This is a genomic window from Candidatus Enterococcus ikei, assembly GCF_017316105.1.
Classification (GTDB): domain Bacteria; phylum Bacillota; class Bacilli; order Lactobacillales; family Enterococcaceae; genus Enterococcus_L; species Enterococcus_L ikei.
Genome location: NZ_JAFLWD010000002.1, coordinates 43,636 through 56,540, shown reverse-complemented (window position 1 = coordinate 56,540; position 12,905 = coordinate 43,636). Strand labels below are relative to the sequence as shown.

General features: G+C 36.2%; 12 protein-coding genes. 9 read left to right on the top strand and 3 right to left on the bottom strand.

Features of this window, described 5'->3' with window-relative positions:
• Positions 1–5 precede the first annotated feature (5 nt).
• Positions 6–998 carry an acrylyl-CoA reductase family protein gene (locus JZO69_RS00710; RefSeq protein WP_207110993.1) on the bottom strand — a complete coding sequence of 331 codons (993 nt, stop codon included), beginning with the start codon at positions 996–998 and terminating at the stop codon, positions 6–8.
• A gap of 210 nt (positions 999–1,208) precedes the next feature.
• Between JZO69_RS00710 and JZO69_RS00705 the strand changes: the two genes are divergently transcribed.
• From JZO69_RS00705 to JZO69_RS00665, 9 genes are all read left to right on the top strand, one after another.
• Positions 1,209–1,727, top strand: a complete 519-nt coding sequence (locus JZO69_RS00705) for an FUSC family protein (RefSeq protein WP_242586445.1) — start codon at positions 1,209–1,211, stop codon at positions 1,725–1,727.
• Positions 1,728–1,920: 193 nt separating this feature from the next.
• A complete protein-coding gene (locus JZO69_RS00700) occupies positions 1,921–2,463 on the top strand; it encodes a helix-turn-helix domain-containing protein (RefSeq protein WP_207110992.1) in 543 nt (180 codons plus the stop codon).
• 26 nt (positions 2,464–2,489) lie between these two features.
• A complete protein-coding gene (locus tag JZO69_RS00695; RefSeq protein WP_207110991.1) occupies positions 2,490–3,575 on the top strand; it encodes an ABC transporter ATP-binding protein in 1,086 nt (361 codons plus the stop codon).
• 11 nt (positions 3,576–3,586) lie between these two features.
• Positions 3,587–4,396 (top strand): ABC transporter permease, encoded by an 810-nt coding sequence (locus tag JZO69_RS00690; protein WP_207110990.1) that lies wholly within the window; start codon positions 3,587–3,589, stop codon positions 4,394–4,396.
• Positions 4,393–5,229: an ABC transporter permease gene (locus JZO69_RS00685; RefSeq protein WP_207110989.1), complete on the top strand. Its 837-nt coding sequence runs from the start codon at positions 4,393–4,395 to the stop codon at positions 5,227–5,229. Before JZO69_RS00690 ends, JZO69_RS00685 begins: the two co-directional genes overlap by 4 nt.
• Positions 5,226–6,299 carry an ABC transporter substrate-binding protein gene (locus JZO69_RS00680; protein WP_207110988.1) on the top strand — a complete coding sequence of 358 codons (1,074 nt, stop codon included), beginning with the start codon at positions 5,226–5,228 and terminating at the stop codon, positions 6,297–6,299. The genes JZO69_RS00685 and JZO69_RS00680 overlap by 4 nt, the downstream gene beginning before the upstream one ends.
• A gap of 443 nt (positions 6,300–6,742) precedes the next feature.
• Complete coding sequence (locus JZO69_RS00675; protein ID WP_207110987.1) at positions 6,743–8,056, top strand: glucosaminidase domain-containing protein; 1,314 nt, start codon at positions 6,743–6,745, stop codon at positions 8,054–8,056.
• Positions 8,057–8,397: 341 nt separating this feature from the next.
• On the top strand, positions 8,398–8,859 hold the full coding sequence (locus JZO69_RS00670; protein ID WP_207110986.1) for a DUF3290 family protein: 462 nt from the start codon (positions 8,398–8,400) through the stop codon (positions 8,857–8,859).
• Positions 8,859–9,491, top strand: a complete 633-nt coding sequence (locus JZO69_RS00665; protein WP_207110985.1) for a DUF421 domain-containing protein — start codon at positions 8,859–8,861, stop codon at positions 9,489–9,491. Before JZO69_RS00670 ends, JZO69_RS00665 begins: the two co-directional genes overlap by 1 nt.
• Positions 9,492–9,534: 43 nt before the next feature.
• On the opposite strand, the gene JZO69_RS00660 is transcribed toward JZO69_RS00665, so the two are convergent.
• Together JZO69_RS00660 and JZO69_RS00655 are read right to left on the bottom strand one after the other, a co-directional pair.
• Complete coding sequence (locus JZO69_RS00660; protein ID WP_207110984.1) at positions 9,535–11,250, bottom strand: ABC transporter permease/substrate binding protein; 1,716 nt, start codon at positions 11,248–11,250, stop codon at positions 9,535–9,537.
• Positions 11,243–12,433: a quaternary amine ABC transporter ATP-binding protein gene (locus JZO69_RS00655; protein ID WP_207110983.1), complete on the bottom strand. Its 1,191-nt coding sequence runs from the start codon at positions 12,431–12,433 to the stop codon at positions 11,243–11,245. Before JZO69_RS00655 ends, JZO69_RS00660 begins: the two co-directional genes overlap by 8 nt.
• Positions 12,434–12,905: the final 472 nt, after the last annotated feature.

Below are 12,905 nucleotides of genomic sequence, written 5' to 3'. Positions count from 1 at the left end.
CTCCTTTAGTTCATTTTAATAATCGTTCGGCCAATATGAGAGCCAGCTTGTAGCTGATTCAGAGTTTCGGGAAGTTCATGTAAAGTGATTTCGTTTGTTAGTTCATGAGCGCTGACATTCAAGTCAGTGGCTAATCGTTGCCAGATAGCAATGCGCTGTTTCATTGGAACATTGACTGAATCAATCCCTAGTAGATTTGTGCCTCTTAAAATAAAAGGTAAGACAGTCGTATCTAATTTGATTCCAGCTGCATTTCCGCAAATAGCAATACTTCCACCGTAACTAAGCTGGGCTAAGAGTGCCGAGGTAACTGAGCCTCCAACGGTATCAATGGCAAAATCAATGGTTTGTTTGGCTAATGGTTTGATTTTTTCCGGCATAAATTCATCAAGTAAAAGAACATCAGTAGTGCCAATTTTTTTTAGCGAGCCTATCGCCGATTTTTTTCGGCTTAAACCAATAATATTTTTGTAGCCTAGCTGTTTTAACATAGCAATCGTTAAACTGCCGACACCGCCAGATGCGCCAGTGATTAAAATCTTAGCTTCTTTGTTTTGTGCTAGACCTTGATGCTCAAGCGCTTGGATTGATAATGCGGCCGTAAATCCTGCTGTACCAAAAACCATAGCCTCTTTTAAGCTTAATTGGTCAGGTAATGGTACGACCCAATCTCCAGGGACGCGAGCAATTTCAGCAAAGCCGCCTGTATGAGTTACGCCTAAGCCGTATCCTGTGACTAAAACGGTCTGTCCTTCTGTAAAACGCTCATCTTTAGAAGTCAAAACAGTTCCGCTCAGATCGATTCCTGGAATCATTGGATAATTGCGGATAACACCGCCGTTTTGTTTCGCTGCCAATGAATCTTTATAGTTTACTGAGGAGTAGGCAATTTTAATCAGAACATCACCTTCGGAAAGCTCAGTTAGTGTTATGTCTTCAATAGTTGTAGTAACCGTTTCATCTATATTATTTACCATGAATCCAGAAAAATTTTCCATATATCCTCCTTGAGGTTGATTTTTTTGTATGTTAAATGTTAGAAAAATCAACTTTACTATTATTATTACTATCATAACATATTCTCTTTTTTTCTTAAGAAAATTCTTCTTGAAGTAGCCTTCTTAATAGTAGAAAAATAAGTTAAAATAGAAGGGAAGAGCTTAAGTTAAGATATAGAGTCAGTATAAAGTTTGAAAGGAATTAGTTTGTTGAAATTTAAAATTGGTATGCGCACGTTTAAAACAGGATTAAGTGTCTTTTTTTGTATTTTAGTTAGTATTTTATTAAAACGAGAAACCTATGTAGTTGCTGCGATTACAACGGTTTTCACATTAAGAGAAGATATGGAGAATACGCTGAAATATGGCAAGCATCGAATTATCGGGAATGTTTTAGGAGCGGTTATGTCGGTTGCTGTGATTGCAGTGTTTAATTGGTTAGGTCGAACAGAGCTTGTGCAGCTGATTTGTATTCCAGTGATCATAATGCTGATGATCGCTTTGTTAGCTAGATTTGGCTATCATGAAGGAACGGTTGGAGCCTGTGCGACCTTGTTGACGATCGTTTTTATGATCCCAGCGAATCGTTCTTATGGCTATGCATTTGCTAGGGTAGTGGATAGCTTTATCGGAATGGGCATCGCTTTGTTGGTTAATTATTTCATCCCGTTGAAACTTGGCATAAAGAGAGTTATAAAATCTGTCGAAAGCGAAGAAGTATCTGAATAACAGATGCTTTTTTATTTTGTCAAAATCACTCGATCAGTGCTAGTATAAAAGTATGAAAAAAATCTACTTTTTTTACAAAAAATTGTTGCTATTTTTTGAAAAATTCGTATACTAGAAAAGGTAAAATTAAACTTGTAGTTTAGTATTAGAAAACTTTTAGTGTTTTTTTGATAAAGTGAAATGGGGTGGTCAAATGGAAATTGGTGAAAAACTGCGTAATTTACGCGTACAAAAGAACTTGACCCAAGAAGAACTTGGTGAGCGAACGGATCTGACAAAAGGGTATATTTCTCAGTTAGAACGGGATTTAAGCTCGCCTTCTATGGAAACATTTTTTAATATTTTAGAAGTGTTAGGAATTACACCAGAACAATTTTTTAGTGAACGAACGTTAGAACAAAAGATCGTATACAAAGATGAAGACAGCACGCTTTATTATGATGAAGAAAATGGCTATGAATTAAAATGGCTGATCCCAGAATCAAATGAAAAAGAGATGGAACCAGTGGTTTTGACATTTGATAAAAACGGGGAGTATAAAACATTCGAACCTTCTTTATCAGAAACATTTATCTATGTGATTGATGGCTCTGTTTCATTATTGCTAGGTGAGACGACTTATTCTGCTAGAAAAGGGGAAGCAATGTATTATCAAGCTGCTGAACCTCATCAATTGATCAATCATTCAAAAGGAAAAAGTCGAGTGCTGATCGTAGCAACAGAATCTTATTTATAACATCTTTTATAGGGAGGTATCGATGATTGAAAAAAAATATTATTACGTTTGAAAACGTTGTGAAACAATATGATGATGAAAAAGTATTGAAAAAAGTTAGTTTTGAAATCGAACAGGGGAAATTTTATACTTTATTAGGACCTTCGGGATGTGGGAAAACAACGATCTTGCGGATTTTAGCTGGTTTTGCCGATGCTACAGAAGGCGATATTTATTTTGATGGTCAACGAATCAATGATATTCCAGCTAATAAACGACAAGTAAACACTGTTTTTCAAGATTACGCGTTGTTTCCTCATATGAATGTTTTTGATAATGTTGCTTTTGGCTTAAAAATCAAAAAAATTCCTAAAAAAGAAATTGAAAAGAAAGTCAAAGATGCTTTGCGGATGGTGCAGTTGCCTGGTTATGAAACGAGAGAAATCAGTGAAATGTCCGGCGGTCAGCGGCAGCGTGTCGCAATTGCCCGAGCTATTGTCAATGAGCCAAAAGTTCTTTTATTGGATGAGCCTTTATCAGCTTTAGATTTAAAGTTGCGGACAGATATGCAGTATGAATTGCGTGAGTTGCAGCAGCGTTTAGGCATTACCTTTATTTTTGTTACCCATGATCAAGAGGAAGCCTTGGCAATGAGTGATGAAATTTTTGTCATGAACAAAGGCCATATCGTTCAAAGTGGTACGCCGGTAGATATTTATGATGAGCCAATCAATCATTTTGTGGCGGACTTTGTAGGAGAAAGTAATATTGTCAATGGCACGATGATTGAAGATAATTTAGTTGAGTTTGTCGGGAAACGATTTGAATGTGTGGATGGTGGGATGCGTCAAGCCGAACCTGTTGAAATCATGCTGCGTCCAGAGGATTTGACAATCACCACAGCGGATAAAGGAAAATTAGTGGTAACAGTAGATACACAATTATTTCGTGGGGTACACTATGAAATCATCTGTTATGATGAAGATCACAATGAGTGGATGGTCCATTCGACTAGAAAAGCGACAGAAGGTGCTAAAGTTGGTCTCTTTTTTGAACCAGAAGATATTCATGTTATGCGTTTCAATGAGTCTGAAGAGGATTTTGATGCTCGTCTAGAAAGCTACGAAGAATAGGAGGAGTAATAATGAAAACAATGCGTCGGATTTATTCGATTCCTTATGTGATGTGGCTATTATTATTTGTGATTACGCCTGTTTTAATGATTATTTATCAATCGTTTTTTGATATGAATGGGCAATTTACTTTAGAGAATTATCAAACGTATTTTACTTCTGGTACTTATTTGAGTATGACGTTGAATTCGGTTTGGTATGCGTTTTTGATCACCTTATTTACGTTTTTAATCAGTTATCCAACAGCTTATTTCTTAACAAAATTAAAGCACAAGCAATTGTGGCTAATGTTGGTGATTTTACCGACTTGGGTGAATCTTTTACTAAAAGCGTATGTGTTTATAGGCATTTTTAGTATTCATGGCAATGTGAATCAGTTTTTAAGTTTTATTGGCATAGGTCCTCATCAGATTTTGTTTACTGATTTTAGTTTTCTATTTGTGGCGACCTACATTGAAATTCCTTTTATGATTTTGCCGATTTTTAATGCACTGGAAGAGCTGAATCCGTCATTGATCAGTGCTAGCCGTGACCTTGGGGCAAATAGTGTAGAAACGTTTCAGCGAGTGATTTTTCCTCTGTCATTGAATGGCGTGAAAAGTGGCGTTCAAGCGGTTTTTATTCCCTCTCTTTCTTTATTTATGCTGACTCGTCTTATTGGGGGGAATCGGGTAATCACTTTAGGAACAGCGATTGAAGAGCATTTTATGGTAACACAGAATTGGGGCATGGGTTCAACGATTGGTGTGGTTTTGATCGTTGCGATGTTTCTTGTGATGCTGTTGACAGGTGAGAAGAAGAAAAAGGGGCGTGTGAAATGACGAAGAAAAAATTTAAGTGGTCTCATCTTTATCTGATCATCGTTTTTGCTTTATTGTATGCGCCGATTTTTTATCTGATCTTTTACTCGTTTAATGATACGGATACGATGAATAGATTTACTGGATTTACCCTTGCAAATTATACAGCGGTTTTTGAAGATACGCGATTGTTGATCATTGTGTTGAATACATTTTTATTGGCTTTTTTATCGGCAATTATAGCAACGATCATTGGGACCTTTGGTGCAATGAGCATCTATTATACGAGACGTAGAAAAACAAGAACAACCTTAATGGGGTTCAATAATATTTTGCTCGTCTCACCAGATGTGATCATCGGTGCAAGCTTCTTGATTTTCTTTACAGCTGTTGGTTTTATCAAGTTAGGTTTTGCTAGTGTTTTGTTATCTCATATTGCTTTTAGCATTCCAATTGTGGTTTTGATGGTTTTGCCAAAATTGCAAGAAATGAATGATTCTATGGTTGATGCAGCTCGTGATTTGGGGGCTAATAATATACAAGTAATCAAGAATATTATTCTGCCATTTTTATCACCAGGGATCATTGCCGGGTACTTTATGGCCTTTACATTTTCACTAGATGATTTTGCGGTGACCTTCTTTGTTACTGGAAATGGTTTTTCAACACTTTCAGTTGAAATTTATTCTCGTGCAAGACAAGGGATTAGTTTAGAAATCAATGCTTTGAGTACGCTAGTGTTTATTTTCTCCATGATTTTGGTGATTGGCTACTATTTTATCAGCCAAGATAATACGCCAAAAAAATTGAAAAAGATGCGTCAAGAACAAAGTGAGGTGGCTAAACTGAAATGAAGAAACTGCAGTCTTTGCTTATCGGGATTTTAGCGATCATTTTAATTCTCTTTTTAGGTGTGCATCAGTTGGAAAAATCTAGCGGAATGGCTGGTGCGGACACGTTAACGATATATAACTGGGGTGATTATATCGATCCCGATCTCTTGCGTAAATTTGAAAAAGAATCCGGGTATAAGGTCAATTATGAAACCTTTGATTCAAATGAAGCGATGTTTACAAAAATCCAGCAAGGTGGAACGGCCTACGATATTACGATCCCATCTGAATATATGATTCAAAAAATGATGAAAGAGAAAATGCTATTGCCGATCGATCACTCTAAGCTAAAAGGGCTAGAAACGATCGATGAGCGTTTTTTAAATCTTGATTTTGATCCGCAAAATAAATACTCGATTCCTTATTTTTGGGGAACATTAGGCATTATTTATAATGATAAATTCATTGGTGAAGATGAAATCAAGCATTGGGATGATTTGTGGAAACCTGAATTAAAAGATAATGTAATGTTGATCGATGGTGCACGAGAAGTTCTTGGCCTGTCGTTGAATAGTTTAGGTTACTCGCTAAATAGCAAAAATAACCAAGAACTACGCAAAGCAACAGACAAATTAAATAAGCTAACAACAAATGTTAAAGCAATCGTAGCAGATGAAATCAAAATGTATATGATCAATGAAGAAAGTGCTGCCGCTGTAACTTTTTCTGGTGAAGCCGCTGAAATGCTTGATGGCAATGAGCATCTTCATTATGTGATTCCATCAGAAGGTTCAAATCTTTGGTTTGACAATATCGTGATTCCTAAGACTGCGAAAAATATTAAAGGCTCTTATGACTTTATCAATTTTATGCTGCGGCCTGAAAATGCGGCTCAAAATGCAGAGTATATTGGTTATTCTACACCAAACAAAGCAGCTAAGAAGTTGTTACCTGAGGAGATTTCTAGTGATGAACAATTTTATCCAAGTGATGAAGTGATTAAACATTTAGAAGTTTATGAAGATTTAGGGGCGAAATATTTGGGAATATATAATGACTTGTTTCTTGAGTTTAAGATGTATCGGAAGTAAAAAAAATAAATCTCTTAACGGCGGCAAGTATTTGTTACCATTAAGAGATTTTTCTCACTAAAATCTTCTTTTTTTTGCTTAAAACGTGAATTTTTTTCGAAACTTTCCAATCTTTTGAGTCAAGTACAAGATTTTGTCACATACTTATGGTAAAATAAATTCAACTTATAGAAGGTTAAAAACGATTTTTAGAGATAAAAGGCAGGTGGATATATGGAAGAATATCCAAAGAACTCTTGGAATAGCGAGAGTTTTATGTTATTCTCACACTTAAATGCTTTACAAATTGAAATTACTCAAAGTAATTTTCAGTATTTTTAAATTATGACAAGAGTCCTATGTGCTAGTCAGCTAAGAGGATCGGCCTGAAAAGTTGAGTAATAGATTCTAAGAATCAAAGAAAAGATCTGAATCTTTAATACATGTGAGAGGAACTAAAATGAATGAAAAGAAAATTATTATCACTTCAGATGATTTGTGTATTGCTCAGTGTAAATTTAATCCCTGTGATTAGTCATGCAGATGAATTAACACAATCAGAATCAAGCACTGTCGAAGAAGGAACAACAGAGACTACGGGAACTTCTTCAACTGAAGAAACTACACCGACTACGGATTCATCTACTTCTGAGACAGAAACTGGTACAACTGAGTCAACTAATACTAGCACAGAACCTTCAGAAGAAGTACACCCTCCTGCAAACAGCCATGAGGAAGTACCAGTAGCGCCACAACCAAGCGCTCCAATTGAAACTATCCCAGAGCAACAACCAGCGGCACAGCCAACAGTTGACCATATGCCTAGTGAAACTCAATTGGATCAAGATATCAAGGTTGTAAAAAACGAACCAACAGAAACGTTTATTCGCCGTATCGGTGAAAAAGCGCGTGCTGTAGGTCAAAAAAATGATTTGTATGCTTCTGTTATGATTGCTCAAGCGATTTTGGAAACAGGTTCTGGCAATAGTGATTTAAGCCAACAACCTTACCATAATCTTTTTGGGATCAAAGGCGAGTATAAAGGCGAAAAAGTTGTCTTTTCTACACAAGAAGATGATGGTTCAGGTAACTGGTATACGATCGATGCTTCTTTCAAAAAGTATCCTGGATACAAAGAATCGTTTGAGGATTATGCTAAGTTAATGAAAGAAGACATTGATTCAAACAAAACGATTTATTCAGGTACATGGAAATCAAATGCCACAAGCTATCGTGAAGCGACAAAATCTTTAACTGGGGTTTATGCAACAGATACTAGTTATGATCAAAAACTGAATGCTTTTATCGAAGAATATGATTTGACTGAATATGACAAAGAAAAACCATCTACTTCAACAAGTGGAATCATTGTTACAGATAGTCATCCAGATAGCGATTTTAAAGAGTATACAGGGGAAACATATTCTGGTTCAGAAGCTTATGCTGCAGGAAACTGTACGCAATATGTCTATAACCGCATCGTTCAACTAGATGGTTATGTTGAAACAACGATGGGTAACGGAATGGACTGGGGTGCAACAGGTAAAGCCAACGGCTATGAGGTTTCTAGTAAACCTAAAGCAGGAACAGCCGTTAGTTTCCAACCGACAGTTGCAGGTGCTGATGGAACTTATGGACATGTAGCTTTTGTCGAACATGTTTATGAAGATGGTTCTATTTTAATCTCAGAAATGAATGTTGCAGGTTTAGGAGTAGTTTCTTTTAGAGTAATCGATAAAGATACAGCAAATACCTTAGCTTTTGTGACACCAAAATAAAAAAAGATAAGTCAATAATGATGCTGAGCTAACTAGCCAGACGTCGTTATTGACTTTTTTTATAAAAAATATATTTACTTTTTCTTAAATATTCTATAGAAAACCTAAATGATTTAGGCATAGTTTCTTCAAATCTTCAGGCTATTATAGATACATACCCAATAACAAACCCAAACAAAACACTTTTTCATTTTTACTCCTCAAGTAAAAAGAACTCCTTTTCCGCTCGGTCACCCAGCCGAGCGGTATTTTTTTGTCCAAAAACGTTTTAGGTTTTTATTTTATGTTTCAGTGATTTTATAGTACGATTTAATGAGACACAGAGTAAGGAGTGAGGGGAAGTGCAGTTTTATACCTATGATTATCTGCTTGAGCAAACACATGCGGTAAACAAAATCCAATGGGCAATCATGGCGGGATTATTTTTGATTTTACTCGTGATGGGCTTTTTTTGGGTTCGTAAGCGACTTGATTACAAATTTAAAGAAATCGGCATTTTGATTATTGTGATTTTATTACTATTAGGAGGTATACAATTAAATACCTATTACAATGCTGAAGCCAGTGACAATCAGTATGCGCAAATGATTGGAACGTTACAGTCTGTAGCAAAGTCAATGGATGTTGAACCCAGTAAATTAAAAATGAATCGTACGGATTTAACTGTTGATCCTGTTGTTGAAGTGGAAGGAAAATTTTATTTGATTCGTATGTCAGATGACAAATCATCCTATCTTATTCAAGAAATCGAAGTGAAAAATCAAGAGGAATTTCAAACCGTTGATATAGGAGGTACAAATTAATGTTTCCATATTTTGATGTTGGCTTAAAGTTAACGATTGGCTTATTATGTTTGATTATTTTTATCAATATTTCAGGAAAAGGGAATTTAGCACCCAAAAGTGCTGCAGATCAAATACAAAACTATGTTTTAGGTGGAATTATTGGGGGCGTGATCTACAACTCTCAGATCACTGTTTTACAATTTTTGATCGTGCTACTAATTTGGGGAACGTTGGTTACTGTGTTGAGGATTGCCAAGTTAAGGAATCCAGAAATTAAAAAAATAGTGGATGGACAACCGATTATTTTGATTGATAAAGGACAGATGATTCCAGAAAATTTTAAACAAGCAAATTTATCGGCACATGATTTTGGGACGATGCTTAGATTGCATGATGTTAATACCATTACAGAAGTCAAACGTGTGCAATTAGAGCAAAACGGTGATTTGACGATTGTGCGTAAAGGCGATCCTAATCGTGGATTGTATTTAATTACAGATGGTTTAGTAATAGAAGATGCATTGGAAGATATCAATAAAAATAAAGAATGGCTGATGGAGGAAATGGCAAAACAAAATTATACAGATCCTTCAAGGATATTTGTTGCTGAATATTTTCAAGGAAATTTGCGGATTGTCCCTTACACATAATAAAAAAAGTGCTGACAGTAATTTTTACGGTCAGCACTTTTCATTATTTTTTCCACTCAGCAACTTCTTTTGAATGACTGTTGATCCAGTCTCTAGCAGCTTGTGCTGGTTCTGTTCCATTGTTGATTTCTAACATAACTGATTCCATGTCTTCTTTTGTCCAATGGAAGTTTTTCAATACATTATAAGCTTCAGGATTTTCTTTTTCTAATCCTTTTCTAGCCATTGTATGAATTGCTTCTTCAGTTCCCATAGTACCTTTTGGATCTTCTAAATATTTAAGATCATATTTAGCAAACATCCAGTGAGGAGACCAACCAGTAATAACAATCTCTTCTTTATTTTTGATAGCTTGTCCAAGAGCGACAGTCATCGCACCAGAAGAAGAGGTTTCAACAGACCAATCAGATAAGTTGTTATACGCTTTTTGCGTTTTTTCAGCAGCAGCTACAACACCAGCACCAGGTTCGATCCCAGTGATTTTTTTACCCGCTTGATTTTTTAAATCTTCAATCGAGTTAACATCCATATATTGAGGAACAACGATGCCAAGTTTTGCACCTTTTAGATTTTCACCTAAGTCTTCCACTTTATCTTTGTATTGTTTGTATTGCTCACCGTGAGTACCAGGAAGCCAGGCCGCAACCATTGCATCTGTTTCACCTTTTGAGATTGACTCCCACATAATAGCATTATCTAAAGGTGTTAAAGATACGTTATAGCCAATATCTTTCAAAACTTCACCAACTACATGAGTGGAAGCAACTTCTGTGTCCCATTCTACATAAGAAAGTGAAATATTTTTTTCTTCATTTTTAGCAGAAGTGAAAAGCGTAGAACCACCAATCAAGGCGATGATTGCTACAACGGCAATCGCAGTTCCACCGATTTTTTGTTTTTTAGAAAATTTTGATTTTGCTGGAGCTGTTTTTTTCTTATTTAAATTTTGAGTAAAACGATCGATAATGATCGCTAGAATAACTAGAGCAACACCGTTAACAAAACCGTTCCCGACTTGGGCACGTTGTAAGGCAGAAAGAACGCCGCGACCAAGACCTGGGGCTCCGATCATTGATGCGATAACGACCATAGAAAGTGCAAGCATGGTTGTTTGGTTGACACCCGCCATAATTGTGTTTTTAGCTAATGGTAATTCAAGTTTGAATAATTTTTGCCAGCCTGTACTACCGAATGAATCAGAAGCTTCAACCAATTCTTTTGGTACTTGGCGAATTCCAAGATTAGTAAAACGAACGGTAGGTGGTAATGCGAAAATTACTGAGGCAAAGACCCCGGGAACCATACCGATTCCGAAAAATGCAACTGCAGGAATCAAATAAACAAATCCTGGCATAGTTTGCATGAAATCTAAAATAGGCGTAATAATACTTTGCGCTTTATTACTTTTTGCCATTAAAATTCCAAGTGGAACACCGATAACAATAGAAACTACACTCGATAGTAAAACTAAAGTCACGGTACTCATTAAATCAGTCCATAAATTTTGGTTATAAATGAAAAGTAAACCAATCAATGTAAATAAACTTAAACCGATTTTCTTATTTGAAATAAAGAATGCAATGGCTGTTAATAGAATGATAAATAGGAATGGTGGAATCGCAACTAATAGGGAAGTGATTCCGTCCATTAGACTTTGACCTGTTGATTGGAAGAAACTGAAAACGCCTGAAAAAGTATTCGTCATCCATTCTGTGATCGTTTCGACCCAACTTGCTATTGGTAATTGATAATTATTCATTGATATTCACCTCTGTTTCTGCTAATGCTTCAAGAACGCTGCCTCGAATAACAACACCAAGCAATTTATTGTTGTCTGTTACGGCAACTGGCGTAGGTGAATCATAGATGATCGGGAAAATATCATTGACGAGCATATCTTTGTCGATTGAAGTGATATCTGTATCCACATAGTCAGTTAATGGTTTTCCTGCTTTACGCGCTTCTAAAGCACGTTCTGCTCGAACGACACCTTTTAATTGACGTTTTTTATCAACCGCTAAAAGCATACTGACTTCTTCTTGGCGCATACGAGTTAATGCAACCGTTGGGCCATCGATTTCGATATTTGTTGTTAGTGCAGGAACCATGATATTTTGAGCAGTTAACACTTTTGAACGATCCACATCTTCAACGAAGGTACGAACATAATCATTGGCTGGATTTGTTAAAATTTCTTCACCTGTACCGATTTGCATAATCTGACCATCTTTCATTAAAGCGATGCGATCACCAATACGTAAAGCTTCATTTAAATCATGTGTGATAAAGATGATCGTCTTTTTCACGTTCTCTTGTAAATCGACTAACTCATCTTGCATTTCCCGACGAATCAATGGATCTAGAGCAGAAAAGGCTTCATCCATCAATAAAATCTCAGGATCATTTGCTAAGGCTCTAGCTAACCCAACACGTTGTTGCATCCCACCAGATAACTGATTAGGAAACTGATCTTTAAATGCTAGTAAGCTTGAATTTTCTAAAGCTTGTTCTGCTTTGGCAGTACGTTCTTCTTTAGGAACCCCACGAACTTCTAATCCATATTCTGTGTTTTCTAAGATCGTGCGATGAGGGAAGAGACCAAAATTTTGGAAAACCATGCTCATCTTATTACGACGAACTTCTCTAAGACCTTCTTTGTCTAATTTTGAGATGTCTTGATTATCGATAAAAATATTTCCAGAAGTTGGTTCGATTAAGCGATTCAATAAACGAATCAACGTTGATTTTCCACTACCAGAAAGACCCATGATTACAAAGATTTCACCTTCTTCAACTTCGAAATTCACATCGTAAACACCGACAGTTGCGCCAGTTTTTTTCAAAATTTCGGTTTTATCTTTATTTTCTTTGATCATATCCAGTGCTTGCTTTGACTTTTTACCGAATATTTTTGTTAAATGCGAGACTTTTACTTTGGGCAAAACAAAATTCCTCCTTATTTTAAAAGCTGAACAAGCTTGTTCAGTCTCGACAGGAAAATAGGAAAATCAGAATGTGGCGCTTTTTGCCACAATTGGATTTTATCTTTATCCCGAGAGACTAGCTCGTAAAGCTAGATAATAATAAAAGCTGAACGAGCTTGTTCAGTCTCGACAGGAAAATAGGAAAATCAGAATGTGGCGCTTTTTGCCACAATCGGATTTTATCTTTATCCCGAGAGACTAGCTCGTAAAGCTAGATAACAATAAAAGCTGAGTAGGCTCATCTAGTCTTTTTCTCGAAAGGCTAGCCTTCAAAAACTAAATAGCTACAAACGCTATTTTTATCAGCTACAGCGCTAAAACTTATTGACATGTAAAGAAAATCATTTTCTTTTCTGTAAAAAAGTGACCATTCTAGGTTAACATCGTGTAGTCACTTTGTCAAATTCGTGGCATGTTGGGAGAATCAAAA